Consider the following 18,985-nt stretch of genomic DNA (forward strand, 5'->3'; position numbering starts at 1 on the left):
CCGTGTGAACGTTCCTCCCGTCGTGGACGGTTGGTGCCCGGCTGTTTGAGCGGATGTTCCCTGGCGCCGGTGGCCGGTGGCCGGTGGCCGGTGGCTGGTGGCCGGTGGCCGCCGCCTGTGTGATCGGCCTTCCCGCCGTGGGTGCCCGGTGCCTGCTGCCTGCTGCCTGGTGCTTGGCCGGCCGGGTGGCCGGGTGGCCGGGTGGTCGTCACGCCGCGGGCGGTTGGTGTCCGGTGTCCGTCGGCGTGAGTGTCCTTTGCCGGCCTGGGTGGTTGGCTTCCGTCCGGGTGGCCGGGTGGCCGGGTGGTCGTCGTGCCGTGGGCGGTTGGTCGTCGTGCCGGGGGTGTCCGGTGCCTGGTGTCCGTCGGTGTGAGTGTCCTTGCCGGCCTGGGTGGTTGGTTTCCGTCCGGGTGGCGGGGTGGCGGGGTGGCGGGGTGGCGGGGTGGTGGGTTGGGTGTCGTGCGTGTGGGTGCGGTGTCTCGGGTCAGGTAAGCGTGTGTCTCGCAAGTGGTGCGCAAGCGTGGGTGTGGGGGTGGGGTTGCGGGGCGTTTGCGTGGGGGTGGGTTTCATGCGGTTTCGACAAGACATGTGGCCTCCATGGCCTTCCCGGGATGTTTCCGGGGGTTTCGGGTCGGCGTTGCCGGTGTCCTGTCGCCTGTGTGTCCCCGTTTTTGGTGTGGTGTGTGGGGGTGCGGTGGGTGGCGGGGGCGGGTGGTGTCGGTTCGGGTTCCCGGGGGTTGTTCGTTCCGGGTCTGTTCTGCTTCATCACGTGTTGGCGTCCCCGCGGGGGCGTCCAGGGAAGGAAACGATCACTCATGTCCGACATCCCCACCATTGAGGACCTGGCCGCGCAGTTGCAGGCGGTGTCCGGGGCGCAGGAGATCGACGCGGACGCGGCGTTGCAGCACATCGCGGACGTGGATTCGTTGGATCTGATGGAGTGGCTGTACGGGTTCCAGAACCAGTACCCGCACATTCCGGCGGACGAGTCGTTGTTCGCGGACATCGATGACACGACGACGTTGCGGGTGGTGCACGAGCGGATTCTGGCGCTCGTGGGCCGGGCCGGCGTCTGAGCGCGCGGCCGGGGACGCAGATGAGCGGCTTCGACGTCACCGGGTGGGGGATCTCGGTTCCCGAGCGTGTGGTGACCAGTGCGCAGCTCGCGGGGCGTTTCGGTGTGGATGAGCACTGGATCGTGTCGCGGTGCGGGATCCGTGAGCGGCGGGCGGTTTCGGCGGGGCAGACGACGGCGTCGATGGCTGTGGAGGCCGGGCGGCGGGCGTTGGAGCGGGCGGGGTTGTCGGGTGCGGATATCGCGCATCTGATCGTGGCGACCGCGACTCCGGAGCAGCCCTCGCCGGCGACGTCGGCGTTCGTCCATGACGAGCTGGGGATCGCGGGTAGTGCGCATGATGTGAACTCGGAGTGTGCGGGGTTCGTGTATGCGTTGGTGACGGCGGTGGGTCTGATGCGGATGGACCCGCGCCCGATCCTGGTGATCGGTTCGGACACGCACACGCTGACCGCCGATCCCGGGGACCGGGATCTGTCGATCCTGGTGGGGGACGGGGCGGGGGCGGTGGTCCTTGAGCCGGGTGAGGTGGACCGGATCCTGGCGTGGAACCTGGGCGCGGACGGCTCGTGCAAGGACAGTCTGAAGGTCCTGGCGGGGGGTTCGCGGATGCCGACCAGTGCGGAGACGGTGCGCCGGGGTCTGCACTACGCGCAGATCAACGGTAACGAGATCTATCTGAACGCGGTGCGGTACACGGTGCGCACGATCCGCGAGACGTTGGAGCAGGCGAAGCTGGCGCCGTCGGATGTGGATCATGTGGTGCCGCACCAGGCGAACATCCGGATCATCAACTCGGTGCTCGGGCATACGGGGATCCCGGTGGAGCGGCTGGTGACGAATCTGGAGAAGTACGGGAACACGGCGTCGGCGTCGATTCCGATCGCGTTGGCGGAGGCGTTGGACGCCGGTCGGATCCAGGACGGGGACACGGTGTTGCTGGCCGGGTTCGGTGCGGGGATGACGTGGGGTTCGGTCCTGTTGACGTGGGGAGGGGCGCGGTGAGCGGCAAGGACGTGTTCGGGGTGCGGCCCCTGTCGCCGGTGGCGCTGGTGACCGGTGCCTCCGGGGGGCTTGGGCGGGAGCTGGCGTTGGAGCTGGACGCGGCGGGGTGCCGGGTCGCGGTGCACTACAACAGTGCCCGTGAGGCCGCGGAGGAGGTGGCGGGCAAGCTCGCGGGCGATCATGTGCTGGTGACCGGTGACGTGGGTGACTACGCGCAGGTGACGGCGATGTACGAGCGGATCGTCGCGGCGCTCGGGCCGGTGGACGTGCTGGTCAACAACGGGGCGGTCCGTAAGGACGCGCTGATGGCCATGCAGGATCCGGTGCAGTGGCGGCAGGTGATCGACACGAATCTGGTGGGGGCCTTCCACACCGCGCGGGTGTGTGTGCCGGCGATGCTGCGGGCGCGGTGGGGGAGGGTGGTCAACATCGTGTCGCCGTCGGCGTTGATCGCCACCGCCGGGCAGACCGCGTACGCGGCGTCCAAGGCGGGGCTGATCGGGCTGACCCGCACGCTGGCGGCGGAGTGCGGGCGGCGGGGGGTGACGGTGAACGCCCTGTCGCCCGGGTTCATGATCACGGGGATGACGGACACGCTGCCCGGGCACGTGGTCGCGGGGATGCGGGAGAAGGTGCCGGTGCCGCGGTTCGTCACCCCGCGTGAGGTCGCCCGTTCCATCGGGCTCTTCCTCGACCAGGACTGTATGACCGGTCAGGTCATCAGTATCGACTCGGGCGCCTCCATCACCTGACCCGCCCGTCCGCGTCCGTGCGCCCGCACCCGTGCGTGCCCGTGCGCGTCCGTCCGGCCCGTCCCCGTTCCCCGGGGGGCGGGCCGGCGGCGTGGGTGGCCGGTGGTTCCGGGTGGCGTGGGGCGCGGTCTGGACGGTCCGGTTGCCCGGTTGCCCGGTTGCCCGGTTGCCCGGTTGCCCGGTTGCCCGGAGCCCAGGTGACCCGGTGGCCGGAGCCCTGGTGCCCCGGTTGCCCGGTGGGGCTGGGGCCGGTGTGGTGTGGGGTGCCGGGCCCGGGGGCGGGGGCGGGGCCCGTCCGGGGGTGGTGTGGGGTCAGATGGCGACGAAGCGGCGGTCTGTGTCGCCGGTGATGATGCGTCCGAAGCGCATGCCGGGGAAGTGGGCGGCGGCGAGGAGGTCGCCGGTTTCGGCGGCCTGGTCGGCGATGCGGTTGCGGGCGGCGGATGCGGTGGCGGGGTCGACGTCCCAGATGACCTGCCAGTCGCGTTCGCTGAACTGGACCACGGAGTGGACCACGTCGCCGAGCAGGATGGCGCGTTGTCCGCCGTCGGAGAGGACGTAGACGGTGGAGCCGGGGGTGTGGCCGGGGGTGTGGACGGCGTCCAGGCCGGGGGCGATCGTGGTGTCGGTGTCGAACAGTTCGAGCCGGGGGCCGAGGGGGGTGAGCTTGTCGACGGCGTGGGGCTGCGGGTCGGGGCCGGTGACGAAGTGCTGCCAGTCGGCGCGGTGGGCGCGGTAGAGCGCGTTCGGGAAGACGGGGGTGCCGTCGTGGGTGGCCCAGCCGATGTGGTCGAAGTGCAGGTGGGTGAAGACGACGTCGGTCACGTCCGCGGGCGTGATGCCGTATCCGGCGAGGGAGTCGAGCAGGGCGCCGCCGCGGTAGCGGCCGTCGTCGAAGGCGCCCACCCCGGCGTCGACCAGTACGATGCGTTCCCCGGTGCGCACGCAGAACCCGCCCAGCGGCAGGCGCAGGGTGCCGTCGTCTTCGCGGTGGTGGTCGTGGCAGGCCCACGGGTCGTCCACGCCTGGGCGGGTGAGGATGTCGGCGGCGACCTCCACGCCCATGCCGTCCGCCACCGCGAGGACCTCCATGCCGCCGATCTTCACGCCCGCCTCCGCGCCCGGGACGGACCGTGTGTCCGCCGACCACCGGCTGCAACCGGCCCGGGCACCGCACCATTCCCGCACCCCGCACCCGTTTCCGCACCCCGCACCCGTTGTCCGCACCCCGCACCCGTTTCCGCGCGCCGTACCCGTTCGCGCAGGCCCGCCACGGGAGTTCACCAGGCGGGCAGGCGGGCAGGCGGGCAGGCGGTGTGTGGCGCCGGTGGTGTGCGGGGGTTGGTGGTGTGCGGGGGTGGGGAGGGGACGGCGCCGGCCCGCCCCCCCGGGTGTGGGGGCGGGCCGGGCGTGGTGCGGGTGCTGCGGGGCGCGGGGTGTCGGCGGGGCCGGTGTTTGCGTGCCGGGGCCGTCAGTTGAGGACGGCGAGCGCGGCCTCGTAGTTCGGCTCGTCGGCGATCTCCGCGACCAGTTCGGTGTGCAGGACGGTGTCGTTCTCGTCCAGGACGACGACGGCGCGGGCGGTCAGGCCGGCCAGCGGGCCGTCGGTCAGGGCCACGCCGTAGTTCTCGTGGAAGTCGCGTCCGCGCAGGGTGGACAGGGTCTGGACGCTGTCCAGGCCCTCGGCGCCGCAGAAGCGGGCCTGGGCGAAGGGGAGGTCGGCGGAGATGCACAGCACCACGGTGTTGTCCAGGGAGGCGGCCTGGGCGTTGAAGGTGCGTACCGAGGTGGCGCAGGTGGGGGTGTCGATGCTGGGGAAGATGTTGAGGACCTTGCGCTTGCCGGCGAAGTCCTTCAGCGACCTGTCGGCGAGCCCTTCGCCGACCAGCGTGAACGCCGGGGCCTGGCTGCCGGGCTGGGGCAGCGCGCCGCCGACCTGGACCGGGTTCCCCTTCAGCGTGACCTGAGCCATGAAAAGCCTCCTACCAGCGGTGGAATGTGGTGACAACGCCGCTGATCCTACTGCGCGCCCGGTGCCAGGCACGCCCGGTGGCCACCGGCTGGACAACGCCCCCGCCCGCCCGCCCCGCCCGGCCGGCCCGCCCGCCTGGCCCGCCCGCCCCGCCCGCCCGCCCGCCTGGCCCGCCCGCCCCGCCCGCCCGCCCGCCTGGCCCGTCGCCCGCCTGGCCCGTCTCCCGCCCGCCGGCCCGGCCCGGCCCGGCCGCAGCCGTGGCCGCAGCTCCCGGCTCGTTCCGTTCGTCGTCGCGCCCACGGCCCCGGCCGCTGCCGCTGCCGGGGCCGGGGCGTGCCTTGCTGGGGTGTCAGGTGGACCAGAACGGGTCGTCGTGGTGGGGGATGACGTCGAGGTTGCCGTTGGGCAGGGTGGGTTCGGGTATGTAGGTGCCGAAGGGGTCGCGGTCGCGGATGACGGGGATGGGGCCGACGGTGGCCTGGAAGGTGATGTTGCCGGCGGCGCCGAACAGCAGGGCGATGCCGTATCCGGCGGGTGTGGTGGCGAACATGGCGGGCTGGCGGGGGTTGACGGAGGTGATGCGGTAGCCGTGGGCTTGCCAGCCGCGTTCGGTGACGCCCAGCAGGGCCCCGTATCTGGCGGGCGCGACTTTGGTCGTCACGTGCCGGTCGCGGGTGGCGGTGGCGTAGCCCAGGGTGCGGTCCTGAAGGCCGCCGGTGGTCTGTTCGGTGGAGCGCGGCCAGCCGTTCCAGTGGCGCAGTGGCGGGCGGATGGCGGACATCGCCTCGTCGAGGAGCGCGTCGAGGGTGTGGACGGCCTGTTCGGGGGTCATGGGGGCGGCTTTCAGTGTGACCAGAACGGGTCGTCGTGCGTGGGGATGACGTCGAGGTTGCCGTTGGCCGTCACGGGGTCGGGGGTGGGGGTGCCGAAGGGGTCGTGGTCGCGGATGACGGGGATGCGGTCGCCGGCCGCGCCGATGGTGATGTTGCCGGCGTCGTGGATGGTGATGCTGAGGCTGTGGCCGTCGGGTGTGGAGGCGGCCAGGGATGGCAGGGGGAGGCGGCGGGGGTGGCGACGGTGTAGCCCTTGGCCTTCCAGCTCTGTCCGGCCATGGCGAGCGGGGTGGCGTACTTGGCGGGGGCGATCTTGGTCATGATGTGGCGGTCGCGGCCGGCGGTGGCGTAGCCCAGGGAGTGGTCGTCGATTCCTCCGGCCTGCTCGGTGGAGCGGGGCCAGCCGTCCCAGTACGTGAGTGCGGGCTGGATCTGGGCGAGGGAGTCGTCGAGGAGGCCGTCGAGGGCGTGCAGGGCCCGATCGGGCGGTACGAGTGAGGCGGACGGCACGGCAGTGGCGCTGCCGCCGGCGGCGGTGGTGATGCTGCTGCAGGCCGTCAGTGCCGGTGCCAGCACCACGGTCGGCAGGGCTGCGGCCGGCCGCGGCACCGGCCTGCCGCGCCGGCGCGCGGGCCGCCCCGGCGGCGCCCCGGCGGGGAAGGGCCGCAGGGATCCGCGCTGTCAGGTGCCCTGCGGCCGGGCCGTGCCGGCCGCGGGGCGTGCGTCGGGTGACGGCCGTGGTGGCCGTGGTGGCCGGGTGGCGATGAAGACGAGTTCGCGGCCCGGCCGGTCGGGTGCGCCGCGGACGTCGTGCAGGGCGAAGCCGTGTGCGGCCAAGTCCGCCTCCACCTCGGCGCGTTCGCGAAAGCAGGGTGGAGGTGGAGGTCAGGACCTGCCCGTCGGTGGCGAACACGTAGGTCCACCGGAAGGTCACCAGCGCCCCGTCGACCGCGACCAGGTCGGCCCAGGTCTCGACCTCGCCGGCGCCGGGAAGGTCGGTGACGGTGCGGGTGGCGTCGCGGTTCCAGCCCTCCCAGGCCCGCCGGGCCGGATCGCGGGTCTCGAACACCAGGTGCCCGCCCGGGCGCAGCGCCTCGAAGGCCCGGGCGAGGGTGGTGTGCCAGGCGCGGGGGCCGGTGATCTCCTGGGCGGTGTTCGCGGTCATGGCCACGAGGTCGACCTGCGGCGGCGGCAGGGTGACGGCGTCGCCGTGGATCCAGCACACGTGCTCGGCGCCGGGTTTGGCCCGGGCCACGTCGAGGCAGGCCCGGGCCGGGTCCACGCCGACGACCTCGGCTCCGCGGGCGGCCAGCAGCAGCGCGAACACCCCGGTCCCGCACCCGATGTCCAGCACCGTGCGCGCGCCGAGGCGCCCGGCGAGGTCGAGGTAGGCGTCCAGGTCGCCGCGGTCGGCCTGCAGCGGGTCGTAGAGCGCGGCGAGCCGGGGGTGGGTGAAACTCTCGTCGGCCATGCGGGCGACGGTAGCGGTGAGGGGCGCCCGGCGTCCGCCGAAAATCCACGGGCCCGCCCGGGCCCGGCGGACCTGGCCGGGCCCGCCGCTGAACGTGTTTTTGGCCCGCCGGGCCTGCCCGTTCGCGTGCACGGCCGCCCCCTGGCCCGGCGAGCGGACGTCCCGGGTGCGGCGCGGTGGCGGGCGCCGGTGTGGCGGTGTGCCCGGCGTCTACGGGCCGTCCGTCGTGCTGAACCCGTGAGGGGGTCTGCCGGTCGGGTCCACCCCGACGGCTTCGAGCCCCTGGAGGTCCTCGGCGGCCGGGTCGCCGGGCCCGGGCGTCCGGTCCGGCGGGGCCGTGCGGGCGCGGCCCGGTTGTGCCGGCACACGCCGAAGCGGCCCGGGCGCGGGCCGGTCCCGGGCGGGAGGCTCAGGGCGCGGGGTGCGGCGGGGTCGGCGAGTGCCAGGGGTAGGCGGGGTCCTCGGTGATCCGTACCTGCTGCGGGGCGTCGCGGGGGAAGGTCCAGATCCGTCCCAGGGTGCTGGTGGCGGTCACCGTGGTGTCGTCCAGGGTGACGTCGGCGAACGGGTTGGACGAGCAGGAGATCGCGAGCCACTCCAGGGTGTTCTCGTCGTCGTCGCGGGTCAGCGCGACCCAGCCGATGCTGCCGTGTTCGGACGCCTCGCCCGCGAGGGCGCGGCTGCCGGCGTGGGTGCTGGAGGCGATCGTCGTGTCGACGTCCGTCCAGTCGGAGGGGGTCCACGCGGTGGCCCGCAGCACCTCCCACCAACTCCACTGCTGGGCCCGCGGGTCGTGGAGCCGGTCCGCGGGGGAGAACCGCATGAGGCGCATCACCGACAGCGACCCGTCGCCGAACACGATGAAGTCCCCGTGGGGCGCCTCGCGGGCACGCCAGCGCTCATGGACCAGGCCGGCCTGGGGTCGTGCGTCGTCGGAAGCCACGCCCGCCATGATCGCAGCCGCCGACAGGCCGGCAACGGCCGGGCCCGGCCCGGCCGTTGCCGCACGGCGGCCGCCGTCCGGGCAGCGGGCCGGCCGCCGTCCGGACGGTGCCTCAGACGGCCGGGAAGTCGCCCGCCCTGACCCTGGCGACGAACGCGCGCCACGCCCCGGGCGAGAAGGCGGGCACCGGGCCGCGGGGCCCCGCAGTCCCGGACGCGGCCCGGGCGGGCGTCGCCGGCCTCCACGCAGTCGCCCCGGTGGCCGCTGCTCCTGCTCCCGTGCCACCTCGCCCGCCCGTTCGCGCACGCGCCCGAACTCCCTTGCCCCGCAGGGTCCGGCGGGGCGCGACGCCCCGCCGCGGGGCCGGCCCGCGGTACGGCGCCGGCCGCGGGAGACCACCCCTTCCACATACTCGGATCCGAGTAGTACGATCCGAGTATCACCGGCCCCGGGCCCCGAGCCCCGGGCCCCGCGTGCGACCACGGAGTGAGATGACCGCCAAACGACCCGCCAACCCCCTGGCCCTCGCCCTGCTGGGCCTGCTGCTCGAACAGCCCCTGCACCCCCACGCCATGGCCACCACCCTGCGCGAGCGGCAACTGGACCAGGCCTTCAAACTGACCACCGGTTCGCTGTACGACACCGTGCGCGCCCTGGCCCGGGACGGCTGGATCGAGGCCACCGACACCGAACAAGTAGGGGCGCGCCCCGCCCGCACCGTCTACCGCCACACCCCCCAGGGCCGGACCTGCTTCACCGAGTGGCTGGACGAACTCATCCGCGAGCCCTCCCGCGAATACCCGAAATTCCTGTCCGCCGTCAGCTACCTGGGCGCCCTGGGACCGCAGCGCGCCGCGCAGGCACTGCGCGAACGGGCCGCCGCCCTGCAGACCCGCATCACCGAGAGCGAACAGGCCCACCGCAGCGCCACCCGGGAACACCACGCCCCACGGCTGTTCGTCATCGAGGCCGAGTACGCCCACGCCATGCTGCACGCCGAACGCCAATGGGTGCTGCGCACCGCCGAGGAGATCGAACAGGGCACCCTGGCCTGGCCGGAGGCCGCCCCCGATGCCTGACACCCCCGTACCCACCCCCGCACCCGCACCCGCACCCACGCCCGCACCCGCGCCCACCGCCGCCCCCGCACCCGCCACGGCTCCCGCGCCCGTGGCGGCCCGCACCGGACAGCGCTTACCCGCCCCCGCCCCCGCCCCCGCCCCCGCGCCCGCCCCCGCGCCCCCCGTCGAGGCCGCCGACGTGGACGTCCTGGTGGTCGGCGCCGGCCCCGCCGGCCTGATGCTGGCCTGCGAACTGGCTCTGGCCAAGGTCCGCACCGTCCTCCTGGAACGCCACCTCGCCCCGCCCGGCTTCTGCCGCGGCTTCAACCTCAACGCCCGCAGCCTGGAACTGCTGGAACGCCGGGGCCTGGCCGGCCGCCTCCTCGCCGAGGGCCCCACCGTGGCCACCACCGCGTTCACCGCCAAGGCCCACCTCGACCTGGCCGCCATGTGCACCCGCCACCCCTACGTCCTGGGCATCGCCCAGACCAGGGTGGAGGAGATCCTCACCGAACGGGCCACCGCCCTGGGAGTACGCATCCTGCGCGGCCACCGCCTGACCGCCCTCGACCTCGACGACGACGGCGTCCACGCCCACGCCGACACCCCGCACGGGCCCGCGCAGCTGCGCGCCGGCTGGCTGGCCGGCTGCGACGGCGGCCGCAGCACGGTACGCGAACTCGCCGGCATCGCCTTCCCCGGCACCCCCGCCCGCCGTTTCACCCTGCTCGGGGACGTGGTCCTGACCCACCCGCAAGCGATCCCCTACGGCGTGAGCGCCGGCGAGAACGGCACCGTCTTCGCCATCCCCAGACCCGGCTACGTCCGCCTCATCACCGCCGACCCCCACCCGCCCAAGGACCGGCACGAGCCGCTCACCCTGCCCCGCTTCCAGCAGGTACTGGACCAGGCGCTGGGACGGCACGTCCCAATCGCCCACGCCCACTGGCTCACCCGCTTCGGCGACGCCGCCCGCCTGGCCGAACGGCTGCGCCACGGCCGGGTGCTGCTGGCGGGCGACGCCGCCCACATCCACCCGCCCGCCGGCGCCATCGGCGTCAACGCGGCCATCGACGACGCGATGAACCTCGGCTGGAAACTCGCCCTCGTCGCCCGCGGGCAAGCCCCCCAAACCCTCCTGGACACCTACCACACCGAACGGCACACGGCCGGCGCCAGGCTGCTGCGCAACACCCGCGCGCAGGCGCTGCTTGCCGCCGGGGACGAGGAGTTGGCGCCGCTGCGCGACCTGCTCGCCGAACTGGCGCAGACGAAGGAGACGGCCGGGCGCCTCGCCGAGGAGATCACCGGCATCGCCACCCGCTACCCGGTCCACCACGGCAGCGGCCACCCCTGGGAGGGCGCGATGGTCCCGGACGTCCCCCTGCAACACGGCGCCCTGCTACCGCTGCTGGCCCGCACCGGCGCCGCCGTCCTGCTCCTGGCGCACGACCCGGCGGCGCAGGCGCTGCGCACGGCGGCCACACCCTGGGCCGACCGGGTGCGCGCGGCCGCGGTACGGCCCGGCGCCCTGCCGGACACGCCCGCGGTGCTCGTGCGCCCGGACGGCCACGCCGCCTGGGTCGCACCACCCTGCGCCCCGCCCCACACCACCGCTGCCGCCGAACAGCTGCGCGCGGCCCTGCACGTGTGGTTCGGACCCCCGGCCGCGCCGCCGGGGCCGGGGGCGTCTGGCCTCCGGTAGTGCCGTGTCGCCCGGCCCGGGTGCGGCCTTCGCGTGGGGGCCGTCACAGGTTGACGCCGCCGGTGACGTCGATCCTGGCGCCGGTGATCCTGGTGCCGGTGATCCAGCGGGCGTCGTCGAAGGCGAGGAAGGCGACCGCGTCGGCGATGTCCGGGACCTCGCCGATCCGGCCGAGGGCGGTCAGGCCGAGGGCGGTCTGGCCGATGTCGCGCTCCAGGTTCGCCGGGTCGGCCAGCACGTCGGCGCAGTCCCGCAGGGCCGGTCAGCCGAAGCCCCGAGAAGCCAACCGGTGTCCTCTGACAGGTGATCTCGGCCGTTTGCCAACCGATCTCGACGAGTCGGCACAGTCGCTCACGGGCGTGTCCGTGTCTCTCGACGGCGTTCGGCCGCGCTCCGTACGTCCGCCAGCGCCCTTGCGTGGTCGACCGGCGGTGGCGAGAAGCGTCCGGGCGCCGTCAGTACGTGCTCCTCCCAGCGGTCCTGCCAGAACTCCACCGTCCAACCAGGCCATCGCTGCGGCATCTCGTAGGCCTGTGCCGACGCCCCGAGCACCCACCAGCCCACCCGCCGGCGCAGCGGATCAACGTGGATGCCGGCATCGGCCGGCGCCCGGCAGACCCCGTGCTCGGGGCCGCCCGCCAGGCGGTCGAGCAGTGCAGCCCCCTCCCGGACCGGATGGTCGCTGATGTTCGCCAGCACGTAGCAGTGCTCCGTTCCGACCGTCACCACCGCAAGCATCGGCTCGGGGTCCGCCAGTTCCTCGTCGTCTGGTTCGAGCAGCGGCCCCACGGCAAGCCCGCTCCCACGAGCACGGACGTGTCCGGGGTCCAGCCCCAGGTACGTCCGCAGCTCGGCCGGGCCGTCGTACATCCACCGGACCTCCCACCCCGTCCATGCTTCCTGCAACAGTTCCAGGGTGGCTGCCCTGTGGCGCATCTCGGCGCTCGGCCCTTCCCAGGCGAACAGCATCAGCACCTTCCGGCCGAGGTCGATCAGTGCCGCACCCTGGCAGTGCACATCGTCCAGCCACCAGTCGACCGCTTTCAGGTGCCGGGCCATCGAGAGAGCCTCCGCCGGCCCGGCCAGGAGGTCGAGGTCGATTCCTATCGCCCCGAACCGCGACAGGTACAGCTCGTACTCGCCGCTCTCGCGGACAACGACAACGTTCGCACGATCACCCATCCGTCCAGGATGACCACCACCGGTACCGGACCGCCACGGAATTCGAGGCACCGGCATGGTGACGGCGTCAGGGCCGCCACTCAGTCCACCGAACTCACCCGGCAAACGGCCGAGACCACCTGCCAGAGGGCGTTTGAGATCTGCCATGTGGCCTTTGCCGGGCCTGGGTGTTGCCCGCTTCCGGTCGAGGCCAGGGTGCCGAACTCGCTCAGCCGAAGCCGACCTCGGTGAAGCAGCAACCTCCGCGCTCGGCGTCGGACAGGACCTGTGTCGACGTGAGCTGCGGGGCACGGCGGAAGTACTGGCGGAAGCCCGACGCGCGGAACTTCAGGTCGAATGCGTGGCCCTGGACGTGCCATTGCGGCAGATCCCGCCGGCCGTCGTCCGGCGCCAGCCGGTGCACCTCGTCTATCTCCAGTTCCGGGTGCATGCCCTTGAAACCAAGGTCGCCCTCAAGGTCCCAGACGTCTTCGAAGACGAGCGTCGCAGGGGCGATCCAGAAGAAGAAGTTCTTCGCGGGCCGGACTGGGTGGACCCAGCGGATGATGTAGTCGAGGTCGAGCAGAAGCCGAGGCAGGATGTCATCGGTTTGCTGGACATACAGGCCGTGGATGGTGGCGTCGTGCCAGCCCATCTCCTCGAAGTCGGTATCGCTCCAGACGCTCTTCGAGAGACCCGATGCCTGATGGCTGCCGCTGTTCATACCTGCATCCAACCAGGCCGTGTGCCTTCAGCTCGTCACGGGGCGGCGGTGTACGTCGTTGTCAAGCGCGGGCCAGGCCGTGAGGCCGGTTGCCCTCGGGTGGGACGGCGGACCATGATGCCGGTCACCGCCCAACGGATCACGGTCTCGGAGCGAGCCGGGCTGGTCCCGTCGTCACGGGCGAGGCGGCGGGCGCGGTCAGCCACGAGAAGGTCCGCTCGCCCACCGCTTGGGCTGGACCTGGAAGCCGCGCTGGCCAGGGTTTTTACGGACGATGTCCAGCTCGCGGCCAAGAATCTGGGCGGTCCAGCCGACCAGGCGGCCGGCGAAGCCCTGGTCGGCCCAGACCGCGGCCCGGACCCCGCCGCGAGCGCCCGCCTGCTGGGCCATCGCCATCCAGCGGCCTCGGCAATTCCGAGCCGGTCATGCCGCCGTCCTCGGGGAGCCGTGGAAGTGTCCGGGCCCCTGCCGCAGCGGCAGGGGCCCGGATGCGCCGTTCGTCAGACCTGGCCGAACTCCCCGCCGCGCACGGCCGTCACGAAGGACCGCCAGGCGTCGGGGGAGAAGGCCAGCCGGGGGCCGTCGGGGTCCTTGGAGTCCCGGACACGGCCCGGGTGTGCGTCGTCGACCTCGACACAGACACCGCCGTCATTGTTGCTGTGGCTACTCTTGCGCCACTTCTCCTGCATTTCTGCTCGCACGGCCGTACTCCTTCAGAATGAGCCTGATCATCGCCCGGGAGTCCCGGGGCGACAGGGCCTGGGCCCTCAGTAGATCGTAGGACTCACGCCGTTCTGCGACCCTGGGCATTTCGTCGATGACCTCACCGTTCTTCGCGCCTTCTGCCCAAGCGATCTCACCGCCCGCTGGGAGGGTGTACAGCATGAGGGAGCCGCCCATCTCTGGGTGTTCGCCGGCTGCGAAGGGCAGGACTTGGAGCGTGATGAAGGAGCGTTTTTCGGCTGAGAGAGCGGCGAGTTGCTCGCACATCACGTGGAGCCCGCCGACCGGTCGCCGGAGCGTCGCCTCGTCCAGAATGAACCAACAGCGCGGAGGCGTCGTGGAATCCAACCGCTTCTGGCGTTCGAGTCGTGCGACGAGCAGTGCGTTGATCTCTTCCTCGGTAGCGTGCTGTTGGCCTGCACGCAGTGAGCACCGGGCGAAGGAAGGAATTTGCAACAGGCCTGGGATGGCGGCAGCGGCGTACTCCTCGATGATGGCGGCCTGTCCCTCGATCTGAATGGCCTGCCGGTACTTGCCGGGGAACTTCTCGTTCTTGGCCAACTGGTAGACGCGGTCGAACCGGCCGTCGGTGCCGAATGCCGCGTCCAGCATGCGTGGCAGGTCCGGCGGCGGCATCGACTCGGCGCGTTCGACCCGCCCGAGATGGCCCTTCGAGATATTGACGATCTTGGCAAGCTGGTCGAGCGACATACGCGCTCGGTCACGATGGGCACGCATCTCCCAACCGAACTGGTCTCGCGCCGACCGCCCGGGATCCAGCTCGTTTGGTTGGAACCCCATGCTCACCCTCCATGTGCCCAATCGTGGCGTGACACGTGGTCACCCTTCCCAGGGTAGCCGCTCAGAGCGACGCTTGATGTACGCACAGTGAGATTGTGCGCGGCGATCAAGTGCTACAGAGGGCTCATCATGACGAACGATCAACCAGCGGCCCGGCGGCGCGGGCCGGAGCGGCCGAACTCCGGCACCCCGGACAACCCCGAGACGAGTGAGGCCATGTCCGAAATGTTGAAGGAGCAGCCCGAGACGGCGGGGCAGTACTCCTGCTGGCTGCCGCGCCACAAGAAGTCCGTGCCCACCGCCCGGGGGCTGCTGCGCGACTTCCTCGACGACCACAACAGCACCGAACCGTTCGGCTTCACCGGCGAGTTGGTGCTCGGCGAACTCGTCACCAACGCCGTCCAGCACGCCCGCACCCCGCGCGACCGGCTGCTGTACGTACGCCTCGCCCTCTCGGCCGACGACCTCAGACTGGAGGTCCACGACGCCGGCACCCAACAGCCCGTGCTGCGCCACACGAACGCGGACGAGCAGTGCGGGCGGGGACTGTGGCTGGTGTCCGAACTCGCCCTCCGGTGGGGCTGCAGCCCCCGCCCGGGCGGGGTCGGCAAGGCGGTGTGGGCGGTCCTCGGACCGCAGACCGGCGCCGCCGCGTGACCACGACCCCGCCGCACGAGTACCCGCACCCCGTCACCGTCGAGATCGGCGGCGTCACCGAGACCGCCACCTTCACCAGGCTCGCCGACGCCCTGGCGGCCGTGCGCGCCGGCCTGGCCCACCTGCCCCTGGACGACGACCACGCCGGCTGCCTCGCCGACCTCTTCGCCCCCGAGGCCACCGCCCGCATCGCCCAACGGCTCACCGACGTCGGCGCGCTGCGCGCGATCGCCTTCGTCGGCCTGCACGCCCACCCGATCTACCTGCGCCCCGCCGACGACACCGCTGCCGCTGCCGCTGCCGCTGCCGCCGGCGACCCGCCGGAGCCGGCGTGAGGCGCCCGCTCGACCGGGCCGTGCGGTGGTGGTGCCTGCACGGCCAGTTCTCCCTCCCCGTACGGGCGTTGAGCCCCCACCGTCGCGCCGTCCGCGCCGAGGTGCGGCGCTGGACGGCTGCCCCCGGCAGCGCGCACGCCCTGCTGCGGGCCGTCGCGGACCGCGTGCCTGCGCGGCCCCCGGCCTGAGCCTTGGGCTCTCCCGGCCCCCGGGCGACCGGGCGGCGCGGGCGTGGTGACGGTCGCCTGCCGGGGCTGTGGGTGTGGTGCCGGTGGCCTGTCAGCGGCCTGCCGGTGGGCTCTGGGACCTTTCCGGAGACAGGCCGGGTGCCCATCCGGCAGGCGCGCGACAGGCAGGGAACCACCATGACCACCGACATCACGATCATCGGCGCCGGACTCGGCGGGCTGACCCTCGCCCGGGTCCTGCACCTCCACGGCATCCCGGCCGCCGTCTACGAGGCGGAGGCCTCGCCGGCGGCGCGTTCGCAGGGCGGGATACTCGACATCCACGACGACAACGGGCAGCTCGCCGTCCGGGCGGCCGGCCTGATGGACGAGTTCGACGCCCTCGTCCTGGAGGGCCGCCAGGCGATGCGGATCCTCGACCGGGACGGGAGCGTCCTGCTCGACAAGGCCGACGACGGCACGGGCGGGCGCCCCGAGGTGCAGCGCGCCGAACTGCGGCAGATGCTGCTCGACTCGCTGCCGGCCGGCACCGTCCGGTGGGGCCACAAGGCCGCCGGCGTCCGGGCCCTGGGAGCCGGCCGCCACGAGGTGACGTTCGCCGACGGCACCACCGCCGTCACGGGCCTGCTGGTCGGCGCGGACGGCGCGTGGTCACGGGTGCGGCCGCTGCTGTCCGCCGCCGTCCCCGAGTACACCGGCACGTCGTTCGTCGAGACCTACCTGTTCGACGCCGACACCCGCCACCCGGCCGCCGCGAAGGCGGTCGGCGGCGGGTCGATGATGGCGCCCTCGCCGGGCGCGGAGATCTTCGCCCACCGGGAGAGCGGCGACACCCTGCACACCTACGTGATGCTCGCCAGGACGCAGGACTGGTTCGCCGCCGTCGACTTCACCGACGCCGCCGCGGCGAGGGCGCGGATCGCGGCGCAGTTCGACGGCTGGGCACCGGAGCTCACCGCGCTGATCACCGACGGCGACACCGCGCCGCTCCTGCGCCCCCACTACGCTCTGCCGATCGGCCACCGGTGGGAGCGGGTGCCGGGGGTGACCCTGCTCGGCGACGCCGCCCACCTCGCGGCCCCCAACGGCGAGGGCGCCAACCTGGCCATGCTCGACGGCGCCGAACTCGGCCAGGCCCTCGCCGCGCACCCCGGCGACGTCGAGGCCGCCCTCGCCGCGTACGAGCGGGCCATGTTCCCCCGCGGCGCCGAAGCCGCCGCCGAGGGCGCGCAGCTGCACGAGCTCCTCAACGGCGACGACACGCCCCACGCCCTGATCGCCGCGTTCACCGGGGCCGGGCCGGCCTCGTGAGCCGCCCACCGGGAACCGAACGGTGAGCGGCGCTCAGGCGTACTGGTCGAGCAGCGCCTCCAGGTAGTCCTCCAGACGCCGGCCCAGCAGGGCCGGCGTCAGGTCGGTGCGCCCCAGCTCCCGCCACGGCACGGCGACCTTCTCCGCGTCCGGGGCGAACGCCAGCGCGTCCAGCAGCCGCCAGTACAGGTGGGCGCCCGGATCCGCCTCCAGCGTGCCGCCGGCCGCCCGGTAGCGGGGGGCGAAGCCCAGGCCGGCGTCCACGCCGTGCAGCAGGGCCAGGGCGGTGGAGCAGTGGGCCACGTCCAGGTCGGCCGGGCCCCAGGACGTCTCCACCCAGTCCACGACCCCGCTGACGGCCAGGTCGGCGCCCTGCCCGGTGAACAGCACGTTGCCGGGGTGGAAGTCGCGGTGCAGGAAGCACGGCCGGTGCGCGGGCACCTCGCGGCGGATCACCTCCACCGCCCGCCGCCACACCCCGGGGCGCGCCGTGGCCTCGGGCACCCGCACCCGCTCCGGCGCCGTCCACGCCTCGAAGGCACGGGGCCGCGAGCGCGGCGCCACCGCGAGGGCGTGCACGCCGGCCAGCTGACCGGCCAGCAGGGCGGCGCGGCGCTCCACGTCGCCGTCCTGCGCCACCCGCACACCGCCGGGCAGCAGCGACATCACCAGCGACGGGTGGTCGCAGAACTCGCCCGCCGCGTCCAGGGCGTGCAGCCGCGCCGCCGGCACGCCGCCGTCCGCGAGCAGCCGCAGCACACCGGCCTCACGGGTCAGCAGGGCGGGCGCGTGGCGCCGGTAGAAGGGCTTGACGAACGAGCGCAGCACCAGCGCGTACCCGCCCGAGGCCGCGTCCGCGGCCACCCCCGCGCCCACCCCCGCGTCCGTGTCCGGATCCGGGCCGGCCCCCGGGCCGTTGCCGGTGTCGATGTCCAGGCGCCGCATCCGCGAGGTCCAGCCGCCCCGTAGTTCGGTGACCGCCCGGACGCGGTGGCCGGGGGGAAGGCCGCGCTCCACCCACCGCAGAGTGGCGGCCCAGTCCCGGTCCCGGTCCCGGTCCCCGTTCACGGGCGCCGCCCGGCGGGGGAGTGCACCGGGCGCGGGCGCAGGCGGTACGGGGTCCGGCGCGGGCGGATACGGTCGCCGCAGCCGGAGGTCCCTGGCGGCCCCGGTGGGGGGACGGCCGGCCCGCGCGGCTCGGACAGCGGTTCGAAGGCGCTCATCCGACGAAGGATACGAACGCCGCCCACCCGCCGTCACACCGGTTCCCCCAAGGCCCCTGTCCGGCCGTCACATCCGGTCCCGACGCCCTGGCGGCCGTGCGCGCCGGCCTGGCCCGCCTGTCCCTGGACGACGACCACGCCGGCTGCCTCGCCGACCTCTTCGCCCACGAGGCCACCGCCCGCATCGCCCAACGGCTCACCGACGTCGGCACGCTGCGCGCGATCGCCTTCGTCGACGTCCACGCCCACCCGATCTCGCCGCTGCCGCCGTGCTCCGTGCCGGTGGCGGCGACGGCGCCGTCCATCGGCGCGAAGGAGGCCTTGCGCGCGCCCAGGTGCCTGCGGACGGCCGTGTTCACGTCCCGGCGGGTGCCGGTGCGCACCAGGCAAGCGGCCAGGGTGACGTCGCCGCCGCGTTCGGCGGCGACCACCACGCGGCTCGCGCAGGTCCGGGATGTGGTTGTACGGGGTGCCCGGGGAGACGACGAGCAGTTTGGCGATCGAGGTGATGGAGCGGCCCGGGGCGGGCGGCAGGTCGCGGGCGGCGCGGATGATCTCCTCGGTGGCAATGGTGGGGCGTCCGCCGGCGCGGCCACGGGCGCGGGCGGCGAGGCCCTCCTTGGTGCCGGTGATGGCGAGTTCGCGGATGGGCTCCGCGAGCGCGGCGAAGGCGTGGAAGACGAGCCGGCCGCCGGGGGTGGTGGTGTCCGGGTTCTCGCGCAGTGGGGTGAAGCCGGTGCCGCGCCGGCCGCTTGAGGTCGCCACGGTTTTTGAAGATCGTCACGCTACGGCGGCCGACGCGCCACCCGGCAGGCCGCGTACCGCCGCCCGCCGCCCAGCCCGTGCCCACGCCGCGGTCGACCCCGGAGTCACGGGGGCAAGGTCTCCAGGGGCCCGCGCAGCTCAACCGCCGGCACCGGCATCGGGCAATGAGGATTTTCCAACCTGAAGTTGCAGGTCACGGGGCTAGCGTGGGGCGAGGGTGGGGTGCTCGTGCCGGTCAGCGGCGTGATCGCTAGCAGGTGATCGTCTGCCGCGTGATGGC

The 18,985-nt window shown here is 73.6% G+C and carries 20 protein-coding genes and 4 pseudogenes; 9 read left to right on the top strand and 15 right to left on the bottom strand.

Annotated features, from left to right (window positions below):
• The first annotated feature begins 815 nt into the window (after positions 1-815).
• The 3 genes from ACIOJE_RS39425 to ACIOJE_RS39435 are packed head-to-tail and all read left to right on the top strand — an operon-like array spanning position 816 to position 2,832.
• Positions 816-1,076: a hypothetical protein gene (locus tag ACIOJE_RS39425; RefSeq protein WP_280677824.1), complete on the top strand. Its 261-nt coding sequence runs from the start codon at positions 816-818 to the stop codon at positions 1,074-1,076.
• A 20-nt stretch (positions 1,077-1,096) separates the two neighbouring features.
• Positions 1,097-2,080, top strand: coding sequence for a beta-ketoacyl-ACP synthase 3 (locus ACIOJE_RS39430; protein WP_280677822.1), 984 nt, complete (start codon positions 1,097-1,099; stop codon positions 2,078-2,080).
• Positions 2,077-2,832, top strand: coding sequence for an SDR family NAD(P)-dependent oxidoreductase (locus tag ACIOJE_RS39435; protein ID WP_280677820.1), 756 nt, complete (start codon positions 2,077-2,079; stop codon positions 2,830-2,832). Before ACIOJE_RS39430 ends, ACIOJE_RS39435 begins: the two co-directional genes overlap by 4 nt.
• Before the next feature lie 312 nt (positions 2,833-3,144).
• Here the strand turns inward: ACIOJE_RS39435 and ACIOJE_RS39440 are convergent, their stop codons facing one another.
• The 6 genes and pseudogenes from ACIOJE_RS39440 to ACIOJE_RS39465 all read right to left on the bottom strand — a co-directional run bounded on the left by ACIOJE_RS39440 (position 3,145) and on the right by ACIOJE_RS39465 (position 8,051).
• Entirely contained in the window at positions 3,145-3,939 is a 795-nt protein-coding gene (locus ACIOJE_RS39440) for an MBL fold metallo-hydrolase (RefSeq protein ID WP_400783248.1), read from the bottom strand.
• 364 nt (positions 3,940-4,303) lie between these two features.
• Positions 4,304-4,804, bottom strand: a complete 501-nt coding sequence (gene tpx, locus ACIOJE_RS39445; RefSeq protein ID WP_400783251.1) for a thiol peroxidase — start codon at positions 4,802-4,804, stop codon at positions 4,304-4,306.
• 349 nt (positions 4,805-5,153) lie between these two features.
• The gene (locus ACIOJE_RS39450) at positions 5,154-5,636 is read right to left on the bottom strand and encodes a hypothetical protein (RefSeq protein ID WP_400783254.1); all 483 of its coding nucleotides are present in this window, start codon (positions 5,634-5,636) and stop codon (positions 5,154-5,156) included.
• Between the two features lie 70 nt (positions 5,637-5,706).
• On the bottom strand, positions 5,707-6,216 hold the full coding sequence (locus tag ACIOJE_RS39455; RefSeq protein ID WP_400783256.1) for a hypothetical protein: 510 nt from the start codon (positions 6,214-6,216) through the stop codon (positions 5,707-5,709).
• A gap of 102 nt (positions 6,217-6,318) precedes the next feature.
• Positions 6,319-7,108, bottom strand: a pseudogene (locus ACIOJE_RS39460) (class I SAM-dependent methyltransferase).
• 409 nt (positions 7,109-7,517) lie between these two features.
• Entirely contained in the window at positions 7,518-8,051 is a 534-nt protein-coding gene (locus tag ACIOJE_RS39465) for a hypothetical protein (protein WP_400783259.1), read from the bottom strand.
• Positions 8,052-8,542: 491 nt separating this feature from the next.
• On the opposite strand from ACIOJE_RS39465, the gene ACIOJE_RS39470 reads away from it, so the two are divergent.
• Entirely contained in the window at positions 8,543-9,130 is a 588-nt protein-coding gene (locus ACIOJE_RS39470; RefSeq protein ID WP_280677806.1) for a PadR family transcriptional regulator, read from the top strand.
• Positions 9,123-10,817, top strand: a complete 1,695-nt coding sequence (locus ACIOJE_RS39475; protein ID WP_400783262.1) for an FAD-dependent monooxygenase — start codon at positions 9,123-9,125, stop codon at positions 10,815-10,817. Before ACIOJE_RS39470 ends, ACIOJE_RS39475 begins: the two co-directional genes overlap by 8 nt.
• Positions 10,818-10,860: 43 nt before the next feature.
• Here ACIOJE_RS39475 and ACIOJE_RS39480 read toward each other — a convergent pair whose 3' ends face one another.
• From ACIOJE_RS39480 to ACIOJE_RS39505, 6 genes and pseudogenes are all read right to left on the bottom strand, one after another.
• The gene (locus tag ACIOJE_RS39480) at positions 10,861-11,055 is read right to left on the bottom strand and encodes a hypothetical protein (protein ID WP_400783265.1); all 195 of its coding nucleotides are present in this window, start codon (positions 11,053-11,055) and stop codon (positions 10,861-10,863) included.
• Positions 11,056-11,168: 113 nt separating this feature from the next.
• On the bottom strand, positions 11,169-11,999 hold the full coding sequence (locus ACIOJE_RS39485; protein WP_400783267.1) for a hypothetical protein: 831 nt from the start codon (positions 11,997-11,999) through the stop codon (positions 11,169-11,171).
• 208 nt (positions 12,000-12,207) lie between these two features.
• A complete protein-coding gene (locus tag ACIOJE_RS39490) occupies positions 12,208-12,702 on the bottom strand; it encodes a hypothetical protein (protein WP_280677801.1) in 495 nt (164 codons plus the stop codon).
• 35 nt (positions 12,703-12,737) lie between these two features.
• Positions 12,738-13,050 (bottom strand): annotated as a pseudogene (locus ACIOJE_RS39495) (IS5/IS1182 family transposase); the annotation flags it as partial.
• A gap of 152 nt (positions 13,051-13,202) precedes the next feature.
• Complete coding sequence (locus ACIOJE_RS39500) at positions 13,203-13,403, bottom strand: DUF397 domain-containing protein (protein ID WP_400783270.1); 201 nt, start codon at positions 13,401-13,403, stop codon at positions 13,203-13,205.
• Entirely contained in the window at positions 13,366-14,226 is an 861-nt protein-coding gene (locus ACIOJE_RS39505) for a Scr1 family TA system antitoxin-like transcriptional regulator (RefSeq protein WP_400783273.1), read from the bottom strand. Before ACIOJE_RS39505 ends, ACIOJE_RS39500 begins: the two co-directional genes overlap by 38 nt.
• 216 nt (positions 14,227-14,442) lie before the next feature.
• Between ACIOJE_RS39505 and ACIOJE_RS39510 the strand changes: the two genes are divergently transcribed.
• The 4 genes from ACIOJE_RS39510 (at position 14,443) to ACIOJE_RS39525 (ending at position 16,717) form a co-directional block, all read left to right on the top strand.
• The gene (locus ACIOJE_RS39510) at positions 14,443-14,883 is read left to right on the top strand and encodes an ATP-binding protein (RefSeq protein ID WP_400783275.1); all 441 of its coding nucleotides are present in this window, start codon (positions 14,443-14,445) and stop codon (positions 14,881-14,883) included.
• Entirely contained in the window at positions 14,880-15,218 is a 339-nt protein-coding gene (locus tag ACIOJE_RS39515; RefSeq protein ID WP_400783277.1) for a hypothetical protein, read from the top strand. Before ACIOJE_RS39510 ends, ACIOJE_RS39515 begins: the two co-directional genes overlap by 4 nt.
• Complete coding sequence (locus ACIOJE_RS39520; RefSeq protein ID WP_280677794.1) at positions 15,215-15,406, top strand: hypothetical protein; 192 nt, start codon at positions 15,215-15,217, stop codon at positions 15,404-15,406. The genes ACIOJE_RS39515 and ACIOJE_RS39520 overlap by 4 nt, the downstream gene beginning before the upstream one ends.
• A 177-nt stretch (positions 15,407-15,583) precedes the next feature.
• Complete coding sequence (locus ACIOJE_RS39525) at positions 15,584-16,717, top strand: FAD-dependent oxidoreductase (protein ID WP_400783280.1); 1,134 nt, start codon at positions 15,584-15,586, stop codon at positions 16,715-16,717.
• Between the two features lie 33 nt (positions 16,718-16,750).
• On the opposite strand, the gene ACIOJE_RS39530 is transcribed toward ACIOJE_RS39525, so the two are convergent.
• The 3 genes and pseudogenes from ACIOJE_RS39530 to ACIOJE_RS39540 all read right to left on the bottom strand — a co-directional run.
• Positions 16,751-17,785: a phosphotransferase family protein gene (locus ACIOJE_RS39530; protein ID WP_400783283.1), complete on the bottom strand. Its 1,035-nt coding sequence runs from the start codon at positions 17,783-17,785 to the stop codon at positions 16,751-16,753.
• Positions 17,786-18,188: 403 nt separating this feature from the next.
• A pseudogene (locus tag ACIOJE_RS39535) lies at positions 18,189-18,383 on the bottom strand (hypothetical protein); the annotation flags it as partial.
• A 211-nt stretch (positions 18,384-18,594) separates the two neighbouring features.
• A pseudogene (locus ACIOJE_RS39540) lies at positions 18,595-18,705 on the bottom strand (recombinase family protein); the annotation flags it as partial.
• Between the last annotated feature and the right edge of the window lie 280 nt (positions 18,706-18,985).

This window comes from Kitasatospora sp. NPDC087861, from assembly GCF_044742585.1.
In the GTDB taxonomy this organism is placed as follows: domain Bacteria; phylum Actinomycetota; class Actinomycetes; order Streptomycetales; family Streptomycetaceae; genus Kitasatospora.

Bases quoted from the DNA above. Each gene is read 5' to 3' on its own strand.
- ACIOJE_RS39485 (WP_400783267.1), bottom strand. From the start codon at position 11,999: ATGGGTGATCGTGCGAACGTTGTCGTTGTCCGCGAGAGCGGCGAGTAC.
- ACIOJE_RS39475 (WP_400783262.1), top strand. From the start codon at position 9,123: ATGCCTGACACCCCCGTACCCACCCCCGCACCCGCACCCGCACCCACG.
- ACIOJE_RS39505 (WP_400783273.1), bottom strand. From the start codon at position 14,226: ATGGGGTTCCAACCAAACGAGCTGGATCCCGGGCGGTCGGCGCGAGAC.
- ACIOJE_RS39490 (WP_280677801.1), bottom strand. From the start codon at position 12,702: ATGAACAGCGGCAGCCATCAGGCATCGGGTCTCTCGAAGAGCGTCTGG.
- tpx (WP_400783251.1), bottom strand. From the start codon at position 4,804: ATGGCTCAGGTCACGCTGAAGGGGAACCCGGTCCAGGTCGGCGGCGCG.
- ACIOJE_RS39450 (WP_400783254.1), bottom strand. From the start codon at position 5,636: ATGACCCCCGAACAGGCCGTCCACACCCTCGACGCGCTCCTCGACGAG.
- ACIOJE_RS39470 (WP_280677806.1), top strand. From the start codon at position 8,543: ATGACCGCCAAACGACCCGCCAACCCCCTGGCCCTCGCCCTGCTGGGC.
- ACIOJE_RS39525 (WP_400783280.1), top strand. From the start codon at position 15,584: ATGACCACCGACATCACGATCATCGGCGCCGGACTCGGCGGGCTGACC.
- ACIOJE_RS39510 (WP_400783275.1), top strand. From the start codon at position 14,443: ATGTCCGAAATGTTGAAGGAGCAGCCCGAGACGGCGGGGCAGTACTCC.
- ACIOJE_RS39430 (WP_280677822.1), top strand. From the start codon at position 1,097: ATGAGCGGCTTCGACGTCACCGGGTGGGGGATCTCGGTTCCCGAGCGT.
- ACIOJE_RS39425 (WP_280677824.1), top strand. From the start codon at position 816: ATGTCCGACATCCCCACCATTGAGGACCTGGCCGCGCAGTTGCAGGCG.